We start from the raw sequence: 16,021 nt of genomic DNA, 5'->3' as shown, positions 1-16,021 counted from the left end.
GGCCGGCGGCGGCCACGAGGCGGCCGCGGCCGCGGTCGAGCGCGTCGGCACCGGGGGGACGTCGGCGCGGGGCGCGACGTTCGCGTCGGCGGCGGGCGCGGCCGGGGTGTGCGCGGCGTCGGTGCCGGCGGAGGTCGGGGTGTGGTGCTGCGACGACGTGGGCGCCTCAGCGTTGTGGCTGTTGTCGTTACCCTCGGGACGGTTGTCCGTGGTGTCGCTCATGGGATGCTCCTTCTACCAGGTGCTTCTACGATGACCGCGGATCCTGTGGGTCACCTATGACGAGCGTGAGTCGCCTCTATGGGTCTCGCAGCAGGCCGCCGCGAGCGGTCGGAGGAGCGGGACGCCCCCTCCTGAGATGTAGCACGTCGCCCCGTGACGGCATTCCCGCTTGCGCCGCGCACGGTGCGGCATCCTGGATGCATGCAGCACATTCCCGGCGCCTGGCAGCGTACGGCCCGCGGCGCGGGACTCCTCGCCGCCGACGGCTCCTCGGTCCCCACGATCTTCGCCGAGATGAGCGCGCTCGCCGCGACCACCGGAGCGCTCAACCTCGGCCAGGGCTTCCCCGACGAAGACGGCCCCGAGGCCGTGCTCGAGGCCGCTCGCCGCGCGATCGCCGACGGGCTCAACCAGTACGCCCCCGGGCGCGGCTTCCCCGACCTGCTCGCCGCCGTCGCCGAGCACCAGCGCCGCTTCTACGGGATCGAGCTCGATCCCGCTCGCGAGGTGCTGGTGACCGTGGGAGCCACCGAGGCGCTGTCCGCGACCCTGCTCGCCCTCATCGACGGGCCTGACGACGAGGTCGTCGTGTTCGAGCCCTACTACGACTCCTACGCCGCGTGCGTGGCCCTCTCCGGCGCCACGCTGGTACCGGTGCCCCTGCGGTGGCCCGACTTCCAGCCCGACCTCGAGCAGCTGGCATCCGCCGTGTCCGACCGCACGCGCGTGATCCTCGTCAACGACCCGCACAACCCCACCGGCACGGTGTTCACGCGCGAGGTGCTCGACGAGGTGGTGCGCCTGGCGCACCGGCACGACGCGATCATCGTCACCGACGAGGTGTACGAGCACCTCGTCTTCGACGGCCCCCACGTGCCCCTGTCCACCCTCCCCGGAGCCGCCGAGCGCACGGTGTCGATCTCGTCGGCCGGCAAGACCTTCTCGCTCACCGGGTGGAAGACCGGCTGGGTCACCGGACCCGCAGAGCTCGTGTCGGCCGTGCTCGCTGTGAAGCAGTTCCTCACGTACGTGGGCGGCTCGCCCTTCCAGCCGGCGATCGCGGTGGGCCTGCGCCTGCCCGACGCGTTCTTCGCCTCGGTCGCCTCCGAGATGGCCGCCAAAGCCGCACTTCTGGGCACGGGCCTGCGTGCGGCCGGGTTCGAGGTGTCCACCCCGGGCGGGTCGTACTTCACGGTGGTGGATGCCGCCCCGCTCGGCGCCACCGACGCCGACACGTTCTGCCGCGAGCTGCCCGCCCGGGCCGGGGTGGTCGGCATCCCCCTGACCGCCTTCGTCTCGCCCGCGCACCGCGATCGGTACGCCACGCTCGTTCGGTTCGCGGCGTGCAAGCGGGTGGAGGTGCTCGCCGAGGCCGCGGAACGACTGGCCGGTATGCGGCGCGACTGACGCCCGTCAGACGCGGGCGACGGGTCGGCCCGCGCCCTCCTCCTCGCTCGACGTCGCCCGCAGCAGCGTGATCCGTCCGTCGACGACCTCGTATACGCCGAGGCTCGACGAGTGCACGCGCTCGCCGTCGAACCCCCGCATCGACCACGCGGTCCGCACGACCAGCGATTCACCCTCGAGATGGTCCTCCAAAATGTCCACCGAGACCTCGCGCGAGATGATCTCGGCCAGCCACCGCCGGATGTCGGCGCGCCCCACCGCGAGGCTCTGGCCGCCGGCGGCTCGGCCGTCGACGTAGCGCACCCGCATGACGCGCGCCCCGTCGGCGAACGCCTGCACGGCCGTCTCGAGATCGCCGTCGGTGATCGCCGTCAGCAGACGCCGCACCGGGGCCATCGGGGACGAGGGGGTCTCGCTGTGGTCGGTCATACCGCACATGCTAGGGAGCCCCCGTGCACCGCCGCATAGCGATTGGACGGCGTCGATCGGGTGAACGCCGAGGGCCGGCGTCGGTGGACGGGGCGACCGTCAGGTCAGCGCGGCGTGACGCGGAACCGGCGGAGCGCCAACGCGGGGTTGACGCGCCGCACGCGGGCGATGGCATCCGGATCGAGGTGGGCGACCGCGACGTCGGTCGCCGTGCCGATCTGGGCCATCGTGACACCCTGAGGGTCGACGACCATCGAGTGACCGACCCCGAGCGGTGGCGAGTGGTCGGCGGCGGCGACGAAGAACGTGTTCTCGATCGCCCGGGCCTGCACGAGGGTGCGCCAGTGGTGCTCCTTGAGCGGTCCGCGCACCCACTCGGCGGGGATCAGGGCCACGTCGACCGCGGCATCGGCGAGCGTGCGGGCCACCTCGGGGAAGCGAAGGTCGTAACAGGTCATGAGCCCGAACCGCAGCCCCGCGGTCTCGAACGTCTGCGGCGGGGCGATCTCGCCGGGCTCGACCCAGTCGGACTCGCGCTGGCCGAAGGCGTCGTACAGGTGGAGCTTGCGGTAGACCGCTCGGATGCCGTCGCCCGCCACCGCGACGACGGTGTTGCGCACGCGCCGGCCGTCGTCGGCCCGCTCGAGCAGCCCTGCGACGACCACGACGTCGAGCTCGCCCGCGAGCGCCGTGAGGGCCTGGACGAAGGGTCCGTCGAGGTCTTCGGCGTTGTCTGCGAGAGAGGCGTCGAACGGGTCGACGAAGTAGCTGGAGTACTCGGGGAACACCACCACGCGAGCTCCACGCGCAGCGGCCGTGCGGGTGGCATCCGTGATGTCGGCGAGGTTGGCCTCGCGCGACGCCGCGGGGGCGAACTGCGCCACGGCGACTCCGACGGTGTCGTGACTCATTCAGCGGCCCCTCTCCCCCGGCGTCGGACGAATACCGGCACCACGACCCACAGTACGAGGATCACGAGCCCGAGGACGACTCCGGCCGTCACCGCCGCGCCGAGGCTCACGACGACGTCGAAGACGAACACCACCACTCCCACCAGCAGCATCGACACGAGGGCGAGAGCACCGCGCAGGCAGTTGTGCCCGACGCGCACGAGCGACGGCTTGACCTGCAGGTGAAACACCGCGCGATGCAGCGCGACCGGTGCGAGCGCCAGCACGGAGCTGAGGGCGGCGAGACAGATCAGCACCAGATAGAACGTGCGCTGGGCCGTCGACAGATCGGCGAACGACGCCTGGAAGGCGAGGGCCAGGAGGAAGCCGGTGAGCAATTGCGTGCCCGTCTGCAGCACGCGGAGCTCTTGCAGGATCTCGTTCCAATTGCGGTCGGCGCGCTGCGCGGGGCTTTCAGGGCGTCCGTCGGCGACATCGTCGAAAGTGTTGCTCACCGGCCCATCTTGCCGCGACACTCCCGGGCGGTCCGTCCGGATTTGCCATGTCGTTCATCTCGGCGTAATGTTTTCTCTTGTGCCGCGGGGTGGAGCAGCTCGGTAGCTCGCTGGGCTCATAACCCAGAGGTCGCAGGTTCAAATCCTGTCCCCGCAACAAGAAGAAGGCCCCGGATCGCGAGATCCGGGGCCTTCTGCCTTCCCCCGGAGTGCGCGTCGATCCTCTCGAGCCACGCGCCTCGCGGCGTCGGTCGCGGCGCTGTGCGTTGTGCATCGCGTCCACCCGGGAGATACTGAGGGAAGTGATTGATTTCGCTCAACGATGTGTGAAGCCACAGGTCACCGCGCACCCCCCGGTCGCGGACTCCCTCGAAAGAAGGCACTCGTGAGACGTCTGTTCACGCACGGTGCGGTGTCGCTGGCGCTCGCGACCCTCTTCGCGGTGGGTGCTTCGGCCGGCGCCTCCGCCGCCGCCACCTCGACGGGTGCGCACGCCGCCGTGACGGCATCCGCGTTCGAGGCCGCGTCGTCGCAGTCGGGCGTCGAGACGCTGCCGCTCACCACCGACGGGTCGGTCATCGCCCCCACGTCGGCGGCGCACGCTCTGCGCCCGTCGGGCGTCGACGCGTCGACGCTGCTCGCATTCTGGGTGGGCGGCGGCGCGTTGGCCCTCGCGACGGCGGCGGTGCTCGTCTCGGTCAAGGTGCGGCGCATGCGCAAAGAGACGGACTCGGCGAAGTAGCACGTCGCCCCCTGCCGACGTCAAGAGCGAACGCCGCGCGCCCCCGGCGCAGTTGACTCGGTCCCATGCACACCACCACGACCGCGCCGCTCGACAACGACGGTCGCGACGCCTCCACTCCCCCGACCCTGCCCTTCGTGCACATGTGGACCGACGTCGACGGCACGAGCCGCCTCGACGAGTCCACGCTGCGCGGCTTCGGACTGCAGAGCGTGGGCGGAGGTGCCGACCCGCAGTGGATGCGGCCGTTCCCCGGGGAGGTCTCGGCCGTGCTCTTCGCCGCACTGCCGGTCGGATGGGTGGGTCAGTGGCATCCTTCGCCCCATCCGCAGTGGGTGATCCCCCTGCGCGGGCGCTGGTTCCTCGAGACGCAGGACGGCTCGCGCGTGGAGATGGGCCCCGGCGACGTCCACTTCGGGCAGGACACCGACACGGCCGCGATCGACGGGAAGACGGGTCACCTCTCCGGCACCGTCGGCGACGAGCCGTGCCTGCAGGTGCTGATCCAGTTCGCCGCCTCGCCCGCCGCCCCCACGCCCCACCCCTTCGGCTGAGCCCCGTCAACCCGCCCCGGCGCGACCTGTGCACGGGGTTGACTGTCGGCATGCCCCAGATCCCCATCGACGGACGTGTCCTGCAACCGCCCCGCGAGCCCCGCGTCGTCGACGTCGCACGCCCGCGAGTGTGGGACGAACGTCTCGCCGCCGTGCTTCCGGCATCCTCTCGTCTGCTCTCGCTCTACGACGACGCGACCTGGGCCGAGGGGCCGGTGTGGTGGCCGGCCGAGAACGCGGTCGTCTTCAGCGACGTGATCGGTCGTCGCACGCTCGCCCGCCGGGAGGACGGCAGCATCGTCACGGTGCGCGACCGCAGCGACTTCGCCAACGGCAACGCCTTCGACGACCAGGGACGCCTCGTGCAGGCCGAGCACGGCCGACGGGGCGTGAGCCGCACCGATTCCGAGGGCACGCGTCTGCTCGTCGACGCCTTCGAGGGCGCGCCGCTGAACTCGCCGAACGATCTGGTCGTGGCCTCCGATGGGGCGATCTGGTTCACCGACCCCACCTACGGCATCTCCGATCCGCGGGAGGGCTACCCCGCCGAGCCCGCCCTCCCCCACCAGAGCGTGTACCGGTGGCACGACGACACGGGCCTCGCCCGCATGATCGACCTCGACCAGCCCAACGGTCTCGCCTTCAGCCGTGACGAGCGCACCCTCTACGTCGCCGAGTCGAACGCCACCGCGCTCCCCCGCGTGGTCGCGTGCAGCTGGGACGGAGAGACGCTCGGCGCTCCGCGCACCTTCGCGACGGTGGATGCCGGCATCCCCGACGGATTCGCCGTCGACAGCCGCGACTGGCTCTGGATCTCGAGCGAAGCGGGTGTCGTCATCGTCGACGACCACGGGCAGCGCCTCGGCGTGATCCCCACCCCGCACGTCGTCAGCAACTGCACCTTCGACGCCGACGAGAAGCGCCTGTTCATCACGGGCGACAGCGATCTGTGGATGGTGGAACTCGCGTGAGCGATGTGGAGATGGCGCGGATCCCCGCCGGACGCGTGCTGCGCGGCGACCAGCGGGGCGCCGAACGTCGCGAGATCGAGGTGGCCTCCTTCGAGATCGGCGTCTACCCCGTCACCGAGGAACAGCTCGCCGAACTGCTCGGCATCCCCTCTCGGCATCCGCGTCGTCCGGCCACCGAGCTCAGCTGGCTGCGGGCCATCCGCCTCTGCAACGCCCTGAGCGAGTGGGAGGGGCTCGACCCCCTCTACTCCTTCGACGGCGAGGTGGTGACCCCGGATCCCGACGCCGACGGATTCCGCCTCCCCACCGAGGACGAATGGGAGTACGCGTGCCGTGCCGGCTCGACCGGCACCGCCTACGGGCCCGTGCGCGAGGTCGCGTGGACCGCGGGCGACGGGCTCAGCGGTCCGGTCGATGTCGGAGCCCGGATGCCGAACCTGCACGGGCTGTTCGACACCCTCGGCAACGTGTGGGAGTGGTGCAGCGACCTCTACGACCCCGAGGGCGAGAGCGACGCGCGAGTGTTCCGCGGTGGAGGCTGGTCGGATGCGCCGGCGCTCGTGCGAGCCGCAGCGCGGCGCGGCGGGCGGCCTCGCGACGCGTTCGACGACGTCGGGGTGCGCGTGGCGCGGGGTCCGCTGCCGTCGCGGAGCTGAGGCGCGGGGTCCCGGACCCTTCGACGAGCTCAGGGTCCTCCGTCGTGCGACCGGGCCCCGCGGCACAGGTCGCTGAGCCCCGCGGCACAGGTCGCTAAGCCCCGCGGGCCAGGTGGCTGAGCCTGTCGAAGCCACCGGACCCATCCGCGAGCTCCGCGTCCTCCGCCGGCCGACCACCCCGGCCCAGGTCACCTGCCGGGTGAGGTCAGTCCTCGGTCGAGATCGCCTCGGTCAGCTGGTCCATGAACGACGCCACCGTCTCGAGCTGCGCGTCGTCGAAGTGCGCGGCCATGTCGCGCATCGCGCCGAGGTGGGCGCCGAAGTGCTGGAAGAACTCGCGCCGCGACTTGTCGGTGAGCACGACGACGCGGGCCCGGCCGTCGGAGGGATGCGGTCTTCGCTCGAGATGACCCGACGCGACGAGGCGGTCGATGAGTTTCGTCGTCGACGCCGTCGAGATGCGCAGATGCGTGGCGACGTCGTGCGGGCTGACCATCTGCCCGCGGCTCTCGCGGATGGTGAGCATGCGCAGCGTCGCGAGGTCGCTGGCGTTCATCGCCATGTCGCCCTTCATGCCGCTGTGCATGCGATCGAGGGCGTCGCTGAGGGTCTGCACCGCGCGAAGCGTATGCGCGACGGCGGGCCTTGTACCAGAGGTCGACACGGCCTTGTCCACAGTGGACACCCCCTTTCGCGCTGGGTATAGTCGGGCTCACATCGCTAGCTAAACTAGCAAACGGGAGGCACGATGAGCGAGACCGAATATGTCGTCCTCCTGGACGACTTCGGAAACGAGATCGGCACGGCGCCCAAGGCGAGCGTGCACGGCACCGACACGCAGTTGCACCTCGCGTTCTCGTGCCATGTGATGAACAGTCGGGGCGAAGTGCTCGTCACGCGCCGCGCCCTGCACAAGAAGACGTGGCCCGGCGTCTGGACCAACTCCTTCTGCGGTCACCCCGCTCCCGCGGAGCCCGTGCTCTCGGCCGTGCACCGGCGCGCGGACTTCGAGGTGGGTCTCGCGGTGCGCGACGTCGAGCTCGCGCTCCCGCTCTTCCGCTACCGTGCCGTCGACGCCACCGGCATCGTCGAGCACGAGATCTGCCCCGTCTACGTCGCGCACACCGACGACGAGCCGCAGCCCAACCCCGACGAGGTGGCCGAGTACCGCTGGGTCGACCCGCTCGACCTCGCGGCATCCCTCGAGGCGACGCCGTGGGCGTTCAGCCCCTGGCTCGTGCTCCAGGCGCAGCAGCTTCACCTCTTCGAGATGCCGCCCGCGGTCAGGCGCGCATCATGATCACCCTCGACTCCACCCCCCTCGCTCGACAGGGCATCGACGCCGCCGTCGACTTCGCCCTGGAACGCCTCGATCGACGCGTGGCCCCCCTGGGCGACGGCGCGCGCGCCCTGGCAGCCTCGATCCGTCGTGCGGCGAGCGGCGGCAAGCGCTTCCGACCCCTCCTCGTCGTCGCCGCGTTCGAGACGCTGCACGGCCCGGCGATCGCGCGGCCCGCCCTGTACGAGGTCGCCGCGGCCTTCGAGCTGCTGCACACCGCCTTCGTGGTGCACGACGACGTCATCGACCACGACGTCGAGCGCCGTGGCGTCCCCAACATCGGCGGCGAGTTCCGCCGACGCGGACTCGACAAGGGCGCGGATGCCGGCGGCGCGGCGCTTCTCGGAGACGCCGCCGCGATCCTCGCCGGAGACCTGCTGCTGCACGAGGCCGGACGCATGATCGCGGTCGCCGAGATCCCGGCATCCCTCCGCGAACAGCTGCTGCAGCTCGTCGACGACGCCGTGCTCGTCTCGGCCGCCGGAGAGCTCGCCGACGTCGAGAACGCCGTCTCCCCCGGTGACGTCGATCCCGACACCGTGCTGCGCACCACGCACGACAAGACCGCCGTGTACTCGTTCTCCGCTCCCCTGCAGGCGGGGGCCGTGATGGCCGGGGCCGAGCGGTCCACGCAGTGGGCGCTCGAGCGCTTCGGCGAGCGGCTGGGCCTGGCCTACCAGCTCGTCGACGACCTCATCGGCGCGTTCGGCACGGCCGCGGCATCCGGCAAGGACGAGGGATGCGACCTGCGCGAGGCGAAGAAGACGCATCTCATCTCCCTCGCGCGCGAGAGCGCCGATTGGCCCGAGGTGAGCGCCGCCCTCGCCCAGGCCCACACCGGCCCCGTCGCCGTGCGTGCGGCGCAGACGGCGCTGGCGAAGTCGGGGGCCCGCTCGCGCCTCGAGGTGCTCGTGTGCGAGACGCTCGACGAGGCCGTCGCGATCGTGGAGGCCTCGACACTGCCCACCGAGTGCCGCCTCATGCTCATCGAGCTCGTCGAGGCCGTGCAGGAGCGCATTCCGTGAGCAACGCCCCCACGGGTCTCGAGCTGTATTCGCAGACGGCCGACGACGTCGCCGCCGCCGTCATCTCCCGGTACTCCACCTCCTTCGGCATCGCCGCGCGACTGCTCGGGCCGCGCCCGCGACCGCACGTGCGCAACATCTACGCCCTCGTGCGGGTGGCCGACGAGATCGTCGACGGACCCGCGCACGACGCCGGCCTCGACCCCGAACGCGAACGCGCGGTGCTCGACGGCCTCGAGGCCGAGGTGGCGGAGGCGATCGCGAGCGGCTTCAGCGCCAACCTCGTCGTACACGCCTTCGCGCGAACGGCCCGCGAGTGCGGGATCGGCGACGACCTCATCGCCCCGTTCTTCGCCTCGATGCGCACCGACCTCGACACCACCGCCCACGACGACATGTCGCACGACGCCTACGTGTACGGCTCGGCCGAGGTCGTCGGGCTCATGTGCCTGCAGGTGTTCCTGAACGCCGGGATGTCGGCCCCCGCGAAGCCCGCCGCCGACCTCGTCGACGGCGCCCGGCGGCTCGGGGCGGCCTTCCAAGACGTGAACTTCCTGCGCGACCTCTCCGACGACGCCGACCGCCTCGGGCGCGACTACCTCGACGGCGCGGCCGACGACGAGCGGCGCACCGCGGTGCTCGACCGCATCGACGCCGACCTCGCGGCGGCAGCAGCCGTCATCCCGCACCTCCCGCCGGACTGCCGTGCGGCCGTCACGTGCGCTCACGACCTGTTCGCCGAGCTGTCCCGGCGTCTGCGTCTCTCCCCCGCCGGCGCACCCCGCGTCCGCGTCCCCGACGGTGTCAAAGCCACCCTCGCCGCCCGCGCCCTCCTCGGGCGTCCCCCGAAAGGTTCCCGCTCATGAGCGCCCAGCGCATCGTCGTCGTCGGTGGCGGCATCGCCGGTCTCGGCACCGCCGCCCTTCTGGCCGACCGCGGCCACGACGTCCAGCTCTTCGAGGCGCGCGACGCGCTCGGGGGTCGGGCCGGATCGTGGGAGAGCGGCGGCTTCCGCTTCGACACCGGCCCGAGCTGGTACCTCATGCCCGAGGTGTTCGACCACTTCTTCCGCCTGCTCGGCACGAGCGCCGACGAGCAGCTCGACCTCGTACGACTCGACCCCGCGTATCGCGTCTACGGCCCTCCCGGGAAGGGCGACCCGATCGACATCGTCTCGGGCCGCGAGGCCGTGCGGGCCCTGTTCGAGGAGCACGAGCCCGGCTCCGGACCGAACCTCGAGGCGTACCTCGACTCCGCGAAAGACGCCTACGAGCTGTCGACGTCGAAGTTCCTCTACGACCCGTACTCCTCGACGAAGGGCCTGCGCGACCCCGCGCTCATCAAGCGCCTGCCCACGCTCATCCCGCTGCTCACCCGCACGCTGTGGAAGCGCGTGACGACGGACTTCTCGAACAAGCGCCTGCAGCAGATCCTCGCCTACCCCGCGGTGTTCCTGGGCGGCTCCCCGTTCGAGGTGCCGAGCCTGTACCACCTAATGAGCCACCTCGACCTGGGCGACGGCGTGCTGTACCCCAAGGGCGGCATGACCGAGATCATCACGGCGATCGAGAAGCTCGCGCGCGAGCGCGGGGTGCGCATCGAGACGTCGTCTCCCGTGGATGCCATCATCACCGAGTCGGGTACCGCCCGCGGCGTGCGCCTGGCCGACGGACGGGTCATCTCGGCGGATGCCGTGGTCTCGGGCGCCGACCTGCACCACACCGAGAACGACCTGCTCGAGGAGAAGGACCGCCAGTACCCCGAGAAGTGGTGGAAGGACAAGGTGCCCAGCCCCGGTGCCCTCCTGCTGCTGCTCGGCGTGAAGGGAGAGCTGCCTCAGCTCACCCACCACACGCTGCTGTTCACCGACGACTGGCACACGAACTTCGACGCGATCTTCGGTGAGGACAAGCGCATCCCCGATCCGGCATCCATCTACGTGTGCCGCCCGAGCGCTTCCGACGACTCCGTCGCCCCCGAGGGCCACGAGAACCTGTTCGTGCTCGTCCCGGTGCCGGCAGACCCCGTCAGCGGACGCGGAGGCGTCGATCGCGCGGGCGACGAGCGCATCGAAGCGGCCGCCGACCGCGTCATCGCGCAGATCGGCGAATGGGCCGGCATCCCCGACTTCGCCGACCGCATCGTCGTGCGCAAGACCATCGCCCCCGAGGATTTCGCCCACGACCTCAAGGCCTGGCACGGCAACTCGCTGGGGCTGGCGCACACCCTGAACCAGAGCGCGATCTTCCGTCCGAAGAACCGCTCGCGCAAGGTGGACAACCTCTACTACGCGGGCACCTCGGTGCTCCCCGGCATCGGTCTTCCCATGTGCCTGATCTCGGCCGAGCTCGTGGTCAAGCGCATGACCGGCGACACGACCCCCGGCCCCCTGGCAGAACCCACGCGCGCGGCGGTCTGACGTGCCGGGGATCTACCTGGGCGCCATCCTCTTCTCGCTGGTGGGCATGATGCTCATCGACCTGAAGTACTCTTTGGCGCTGCGGGTCGCCCCGGTGCGCACGACGCTGACGGTGCTGATCTCCACGTCGTTCTTCCTCGCGTGGGACCTCGTCGGCATCGCCACGGGCGTGTTCGTGAAGGGCGATAGTCCGCTGTTCGTGGGGGTGACCCTCGCCCCGCACCTGCCGCTGGAGGAGGTCTTCTTCCTGCTGTTCCTGAGCTACCTCGCGGTCGTGATGGTCGCGGTGTTCGAGCGCCGGGCCGCCGCCCGACGCCGGCACGGTGGAGGGCGGAGCGCGACCCACCGGGCCCCGCTCGAGGAGTCGGCGTGACCTATCCGCTGATCGTCGTCCCCTTCGTGGTCGTCACGGTGCTCGTGACGCTCGCGACGCGTCGGCGTCCGCGATTCGCCGAGCGCATGGCATCCTCCGCACTCACGGCCCTCGTGCTGGTGGGCCTCACCCTCGTCTTCGACAACCTGATGATCGCCGTCGATTTGTTCTCGTACCCCGAGCAGCACCTCAGCGGACTCAAGCTCGGTCTCGCCCCGATCGAGGACTTCGCCTACCCGTTGTGCGCGGCGTTCCTCGTGCCGGCTCTCTTCACGCTCCTCACGCCCACGGCATCCCGTTCCGCTCTTCCCGCCCAGAAGGACACCGCATGACCACGCCCGCCCTGACCCCCGGGCGCATCGTCCGCGAACTGTTCGTCTCGTCGCGCCCGGTGAGCTGGATCAACACCGCCTTCCCCTTCGCCGCGGCCTACCTGCTCACCACGCGGCAGATCGACGTGACGCTCATCGTGGGCATCGTGTTCTTCCTCGTGCCGTACAACCTCGCGATGTACGGCGTGAACGACGTGTTCGACTACGAGTCCGATCTGCGCAATCCGCGCAAGGGCGGCACCCACGGCGCCGTGCTCGCGAAGCGCATGCACCCGATCACGCTGTGGGCCTCGGCGCTGTCGTGCGTGCCCTTCGTGGTCTACCTCGTGATCGTCGGCTCGCCGCTGTCGTGGCTCGTGCTGGCGCTCAGCCTGTTCTTCGTCGTGTTCTACTCGGCACCCCCGCTGCGACTGAAGGAACGCCCGTTCCTCGATTCGATGACCAGCAGCATCCACTTCTTCTCCCCCGCGGTCTACGGCCTCGTGCTCGCGGGCGCGGTGTGGACCTGGCAGCTCGTCTTCGTGTTCGTGGCCTTCGCGCTGTGGGGGGTCGCCTCGCACGCCTTCGGTGCCGTGCAGGACGTCGAGGCCGACCGCGCCGCCGACATCTCGTCGATCGCCACCGCCCGCGGGGCGCGATGGACCGTGCGCTTCGCCCTGGCCGCCTATGCGCTGGCGGGGGTCGCGATGCTCTTCACCGCGTGGCCGGGGCCGCTGGCCGCCGTGCTCGTCGTGCCGTACCTCGTGGTGTGCTGGCCGTACCGCAACGTGACGGATGCCGAGAGCGACCGCGCCACCGCCGGCTGGAACCGTTTCTTGTGGCTCAACCAGATCGCGGGCTTCGGCACGACGATGCTGCTGATCTGGTGGTGGTTCCTGAGCGCGTGACGCGCTGCGTAGGGCTGGAGCCGCAACGGAGCTCCCTGAGGACCCGCGACGCAGGTCCCTGAGCCTGTCGAAGGGACCGATCCCGCCACGACCCGGTGGCTTCGACAAGCTCAGCCACCTCGACTGGATCACCGATCGAAACCGCAACGCAGGTCCCTGAGCCCGTCGAAGGGACCGATCCCGTGGCGAGCCGGTGGCTTCGACAAGCTCAGCCACCTCGCGCGGAGCGCCGGAACGTCGACGCCGGCGCCCCGCGCGGTGCGGGACGCCGGCGTCGACGTGAGGGCTGCGCTCAGCCCGCGGGCGTGGCCTCCGGGGTGGGGGTGGGGGTCGGCGACAGCGTCGCCGTGCCGCCCTGGCCCTGGCTCTCGAGGTCGAGCAGACGCTGCACGGCCGCGGTCAGGCGGGCGTCCTGCGTGGCGAACCCGGCGAGGTCGCCGCTCGTCAACGCCGCCTGGCGTGCGCTCAGCGCGTCACGCGCCTCCTGCAGCGCGGCCGCGTAGTCACCCGCCGGAACCGACGGGTTCGTCGTCGTTCCGTCGCCCGCGTTCTGATCGGTCGGGGTCACCGTCGAGTCGCCGGTACTCGCTCCGGAGTCGCCGCCGAAGAGCGTGTCGAGGGCCTCGCTGAGGGTGTTCTCGAACGCGATCTTGTTGCCGAAGGCGACCAGCACCCGTCGCAGCTGCGGGAGCTTGGTGTCGCCCGACGACTGCACGAACACCGGCTGCACGTAGAGCAGACCGCCGCCGACGGGGAGCGTGAGCAGGTTGCCCGGGAGCACCTGCGACTGCCCCTGCTGGAGGATGTTGATCTGCGACGACACGTTCGTATCGGAGTCGAAGGTGTTCTGCACCTGACCCGGTCCGGGCACCGTGGTCGCCGAGTCGATCACGAGCATGCGCAATCGCCCGTAGTCCTCCCGTTTCGTGCCCTTCACGTCGCCGGCGTTCGCGTCGACCGCCAGGTAGCCGGTGAGCACGTTGCGCGCCTGACCACCCTGGGATGCCGGGATGAAGCTGGTGAACATCGAGAACGTCGGCTCGTCCTGGCTCGGCATCTTCATCGTCAGGTAGTACGGCGGCTGGAACGTCGCCGGATCCTGCGGGTCGTTCGGAGTGGTCCACCGGTTGTCCTGGCGGTAGAACGACGTCGCGTCGTCGACGTGGTAGACGCCGAGCATCGAACGCTGCACCTTCATGAGGTCGGTCGGGTAGCGCACGTGGCTCATGAGGTCGGCCGACATCTCGGTCCACGGCTTGAGCGACGAGGGGTAGATGTTCTGCCACGCCTGGAGCAGCGGGTCCTGGTCGTCCCAGGCGTAGAGGTCGACCGAGCCGTCGTAGGCGTCGACCGTGGCCTTGACCGAGTTGCGGATGTAGTTGATGTCATCCAGTGCATAGGTCGGGGCCGGGTTGTTCGAGTCGGCGATGGCGCGCGAGAGCGAGACGCCCGTGGAGTACGGGTAGTTCGAGCTCGTCGTGTAACCGTCGATGACCCACTTGATGCGACCGTCGACGACCGTGGGGTACGGGTCGCTGTCGAGGGTGAGGTACGGCGCGACCTTCTGCACGCGCTCCTTCGGGTCGCGGTCGTAGAGGATCTGCGAGTCGGCGTTGACGCTGTCGGAGAAGAGGATCTGCTCCGACTGGAACTTCAGCGCGTAGATGAGGCGGTTGAACACGTTGCCCACGCTCGGTCCGCCGTCACCGCTGAACGTCGTGCGGGTCTCGGTGCCGCCGTCCGCTCCCAGCGGGTAGTCGAGCTCGACGGGGTCGGTGCCCTCGGGCGCGCCGACGATCGAGTACGGGGGCGAGCTCTCGCCGAAGTAGACGCGCGGCTCGTAGTTCAGGTCGGTGAGGAAGCCCGTGCCCGGGATCGCCTGCTCCAGGAACACCGGGTCGCCGTCGGCGGTGCGCTCGTTGCCGGCGGCCGCGACCATGCCGTACCCGTGGGTGTAGACGAGCGTCGTGTTCTGCCACGACGCGGCGTCGCCCAGCTGGCCGATGTTCAGCTCGCGCAGCGACACCACGGTGTCCTGCGTCTTGCCGTCGATCGTGTAGCGGTCGACGTCGAGCGGGTTGGTGAACTGGTAGTACGCCCGGTACTGCTCGAGCTGGCGGACCGTGGGGCCGATGATCGCCGGGTCCATGATGCGCAGCTGCGCGGTCGACTCGGCGTCGTTGCGCAGCTGGCCGGCCTCGGCCTCGGTCGTGGCCTGGAAGTTCTCCTTCTCGACGTTGTCGATGCCGTAGGCGGCCTTCGTGCCGTCGAGATTGCGCTGGTAGTACTGGCTCTCGAGCGTGAGCTCGTTGGGGCGCACCTGGAACGTGGTCACCGCCCACGGGATGGCCGCCCCCACCACGATCGCCGAGACCACCAGCAGGGCGGTTCCGATGAGCGGGTAGCGCCAGCGTCCGATGAACGCCGTGACGAAGAACGCCAGGGCCACGATGACCGCCGCGATCGCGAGGATCGTCTGACCGGGGATGACGGCATTCGCGCCGACGTAGCCGGGACCGGTGATGCGCTCCGACGGCTCCACGAGCTGGCGGAAGCGGTCGAGCCACAGGCTCGCCCCCTGCAGGAGCAGGTAGAGGCCGGCGAGCACCGCGAGCTGGATGCGCGCGGCCTTGGAGATGCGCAGCTCGCGCTGACCGATGCGCACCGAACCGTAGAGGTACGACACGACGCCGGTCAGCAGCAGGCACACCAGCACGACCGCCGACGCGAATCCGAGGGCGGCGGCGTAGAACGGCATCCCGAACAGGTAGAAGCCCGTGTCGAGGCCGAACTGGGGGTCGGTCGTCGAGGTCGCGACGCCGTTGGCCCAGAGCCACGTGGTCTCCCACTGCGCGGAGGCCGCGAAGCCGGCGAAGAAGCCGAAGAAGATCGGGATGCCCCACATCGCGAGGCGGCGAAGAGGCTCGACGACCTCCTGGTAGCGGTCGAGCTGCGAGCTCAGACGCGCGTAGACGGGGCGGAGGCGATAGGCCAGCTGGATGACGCCCCAGACCGGAATCGCCATGGCGAGGAAGCCGACGACGAACATCACGGTCCGTGCGATCCACTGGGTGGTCAGCACGCCCGTGAATCCCAGCTGCGAGAACCACAGCCAATCGGAGTACAGGTTCGCGAAGACGAAGAACCCCACGACCAGCGCTGCGATCACCGCCAGGGTGATCGAGATGATCCGTCGAGAGCGGTTCGGGGGCGTGGCCTGGTTCGGCGCTGAGGTCGTGGTCACCTCTTCATCCTAGGCG

Annotated in this window: 17 protein-coding genes, 1 tRNA gene and 1 pseudogene; 13 read left to right on the top strand and 6 right to left on the bottom strand. The window is 70.4% G+C overall.

From position 1 onward, the window contains the following. Positions 1-222 (bottom strand): annotated as a pseudogene (locus RWH44_RS16065) (serine protease); the annotation flags it as partial. A gap of 201 nt (positions 223-423) precedes the next feature. Between RWH44_RS16065 and RWH44_RS16060 the strand changes: the two are divergent. Further along, positions 424-1,629: an aminotransferase class I/II-fold pyridoxal phosphate-dependent enzyme gene (locus RWH44_RS16060; protein ID WP_316005354.1), complete on the top strand. Its 1,206-nt coding sequence runs from the start codon at positions 424-426 to the stop codon at positions 1,627-1,629. Between the two features lie 6 nt (positions 1,630-1,635). Here RWH44_RS16060 and RWH44_RS16055 read toward each other — a convergent pair whose 3' ends face one another. The 3 genes from RWH44_RS16055 to RWH44_RS16045 form a co-directional block, all read right to left on the bottom strand. Next, positions 1,636-2,058, bottom strand: a complete 423-nt coding sequence (locus tag RWH44_RS16055) for a nuclear transport factor 2 family protein (protein WP_316005353.1) — start codon at positions 2,056-2,058, stop codon at positions 1,636-1,638. Between the two features lie 104 nt (positions 2,059-2,162). After that, positions 2,163-2,969, bottom strand: coding sequence for a carbon-nitrogen hydrolase family protein (locus RWH44_RS16050; RefSeq protein ID WP_316005352.1), 807 nt, complete (start codon positions 2,967-2,969; stop codon positions 2,163-2,165). Beyond that, complete coding sequence (locus tag RWH44_RS16045) at positions 2,966-3,463, bottom strand: DUF6328 family protein (protein WP_316005351.1); 498 nt, start codon at positions 3,461-3,463, stop codon at positions 2,966-2,968. Before RWH44_RS16045 ends, RWH44_RS16050 begins: the two co-directional genes overlap by 4 nt. 83 nt (positions 3,464-3,546) lie before the next feature. On the opposite strand from RWH44_RS16045, the gene RWH44_RS16040 reads away from it, so the two are divergent. From RWH44_RS16040 to RWH44_RS16020, 5 genes are all read left to right on the top strand, one after another. Then, positions 3,547-3,620 (top strand) — tRNA-Met (locus RWH44_RS16040). 228 nt (positions 3,621-3,848) lie between these two features. Further along, entirely contained in the window at positions 3,849-4,205 is a 357-nt protein-coding gene (locus tag RWH44_RS16035; protein WP_316005350.1) for a hypothetical protein, read from the top strand. Between the two features lie 65 nt (positions 4,206-4,270). Continuing rightward, positions 4,271-4,759, top strand: a complete 489-nt coding sequence (locus RWH44_RS16030; RefSeq protein ID WP_316005349.1) for a cupin domain-containing protein — start codon at positions 4,271-4,273, stop codon at positions 4,757-4,759. A gap of 50 nt (positions 4,760-4,809) precedes the next feature. Then, positions 4,810-5,730: an SMP-30/gluconolactonase/LRE family protein gene (locus RWH44_RS16025; RefSeq protein ID WP_298872029.1), complete on the top strand. Its 921-nt coding sequence runs from the start codon at positions 4,810-4,812 to the stop codon at positions 5,728-5,730. Next, a complete protein-coding gene (locus RWH44_RS16020) occupies positions 5,727-6,386 on the top strand; it encodes a formylglycine-generating enzyme family protein (protein ID WP_316005348.1) in 660 nt (219 codons plus the stop codon). The genes RWH44_RS16025 and RWH44_RS16020 overlap by 4 nt, the downstream gene beginning before the upstream one ends. A 205-nt stretch (positions 6,387-6,591) precedes the next feature. On the opposite strand, the gene RWH44_RS16015 is transcribed toward RWH44_RS16020, so the two are convergent. Continuing rightward, positions 6,592-7,002 carry a MarR family winged helix-turn-helix transcriptional regulator gene (locus tag RWH44_RS16015; protein ID WP_316005347.1) on the bottom strand — a complete coding sequence of 137 codons (411 nt, stop codon included), beginning with the start codon at positions 7,000-7,002 and terminating at the stop codon, positions 6,592-6,594. Between the two features lie 132 nt (positions 7,003-7,134). Here RWH44_RS16015 and idi point away from each other — a divergent pair, with 132 nt between their 5' ends. The 7 genes from idi to RWH44_RS15980 are packed head-to-tail and all read left to right on the top strand — an operon-like array spanning position 7,135 to position 12,761. Further along, positions 7,135-7,686 (top strand): isopentenyl-diphosphate Delta-isomerase, encoded by a 552-nt coding sequence (idi, locus tag RWH44_RS16010; RefSeq protein ID WP_316005346.1) that lies wholly within the window; start codon positions 7,135-7,137, stop codon positions 7,684-7,686. Beyond that, a complete protein-coding gene (locus tag RWH44_RS16005; RefSeq protein WP_316005345.1) occupies positions 7,683-8,750 on the top strand; it encodes a polyprenyl synthetase family protein in 1,068 nt (355 codons plus the stop codon). The genes idi and RWH44_RS16005 overlap by 4 nt, the downstream gene beginning before the upstream one ends. After that, positions 8,747-9,616 carry a phytoene/squalene synthase family protein gene (locus RWH44_RS16000; RefSeq protein ID WP_316005344.1) on the top strand — a complete coding sequence of 290 codons (870 nt, stop codon included), beginning with the start codon at positions 8,747-8,749 and terminating at the stop codon, positions 9,614-9,616. Before RWH44_RS16005 ends, RWH44_RS16000 begins: the two co-directional genes overlap by 4 nt. Further along, positions 9,613-11,169, top strand: a complete 1,557-nt coding sequence (gene crtI, locus RWH44_RS15995; RefSeq protein ID WP_316005343.1) for a phytoene desaturase family protein — start codon at positions 9,613-9,615, stop codon at positions 11,167-11,169. The genes RWH44_RS16000 and crtI overlap by 4 nt, the downstream gene beginning before the upstream one ends. 1 nt (position 11,170) lies before the next feature. Further along, positions 11,171-11,542 carry a lycopene cyclase domain-containing protein gene (locus tag RWH44_RS15990; protein WP_316005342.1) on the top strand — a complete coding sequence of 124 codons (372 nt, stop codon included), beginning with the start codon at positions 11,171-11,173 and terminating at the stop codon, positions 11,540-11,542. Further along, on the top strand, positions 11,539-11,874 hold the full coding sequence (locus tag RWH44_RS15985; RefSeq protein ID WP_316005341.1) for a lycopene cyclase domain-containing protein: 336 nt from the start codon (positions 11,539-11,541) through the stop codon (positions 11,872-11,874). Before RWH44_RS15990 ends, RWH44_RS15985 begins: the two co-directional genes overlap by 4 nt. After that, the gene (locus RWH44_RS15980; protein ID WP_298872005.1) at positions 11,871-12,761 is read left to right on the top strand and encodes a prenyltransferase; all 891 of its coding nucleotides are present in this window, start codon (positions 11,871-11,873) and stop codon (positions 12,759-12,761) included. Before RWH44_RS15985 ends, RWH44_RS15980 begins: the two co-directional genes overlap by 4 nt. A gap of 292 nt (positions 12,762-13,053) precedes the next feature. Here the strand turns inward: RWH44_RS15980 and RWH44_RS15975 are convergent, their stop codons facing one another. After that, positions 13,054-16,005 carry a UPF0182 family membrane protein gene (locus tag RWH44_RS15975; protein WP_316005340.1) on the bottom strand — a complete coding sequence of 984 codons (2,952 nt, stop codon included), beginning with the start codon at positions 16,003-16,005 and terminating at the stop codon, positions 13,054-13,056. Positions 16,006-16,021: the final 16 nt, after the last annotated feature.

The sequence above is a fragment of the Microbacterium phycohabitans genome (assembly GCF_032464935.1).
In the GTDB taxonomy this organism is placed as follows: Bacteria; Actinomycetota; Actinomycetes; order Actinomycetales; family Microbacteriaceae; genus Microbacterium; species Microbacterium phycohabitans.
Note: the sequence above shows the minus strand (reverse complement) of the source record. Positions and strands in the feature narration are given on the sequence as shown.

Coding starts and splice junctions, on each gene's coding strand:
- RWH44_RS16025 (WP_298872029.1), top strand. CDS start 4,810: ATGCCCCAGATCCCCATCGACGGACGTGTCCTGCAACCGCCCCGCGAG.
- RWH44_RS16055 (WP_316005353.1), bottom strand. CDS start 2,058: ATGACCGACCACAGCGAGACCCCCTCGTCCCCGATGGCCCCGGTGCGG.
- idi (WP_316005346.1), top strand. CDS start 7,135: ATGAGCGAGACCGAATATGTCGTCCTCCTGGACGACTTCGGAAACGAG.
- RWH44_RS16050 (WP_316005352.1), bottom strand. CDS start 2,969: ATGAGTCACGACACCGTCGGAGTCGCCGTGGCGCAGTTCGCCCCCGCG.
- RWH44_RS16005 (WP_316005345.1), top strand. CDS start 7,683: ATGATCACCCTCGACTCCACCCCCCTCGCTCGACAGGGCATCGACGCC.
- RWH44_RS16060 (WP_316005354.1), top strand. CDS start 424: ATGCAGCACATTCCCGGCGCCTGGCAGCGTACGGCCCGCGGCGCGGGA.
- crtI (WP_316005343.1), top strand. CDS start 9,613: ATGAGCGCCCAGCGCATCGTCGTCGTCGGTGGCGGCATCGCCGGTCTC.
- RWH44_RS15980 (WP_298872005.1), top strand. CDS start 11,871: ATGACCACGCCCGCCCTGACCCCCGGGCGCATCGTCCGCGAACTGTTC.
- RWH44_RS16030 (WP_316005349.1), top strand. CDS start 4,271: ATGCACACCACCACGACCGCGCCGCTCGACAACGACGGTCGCGACGCC.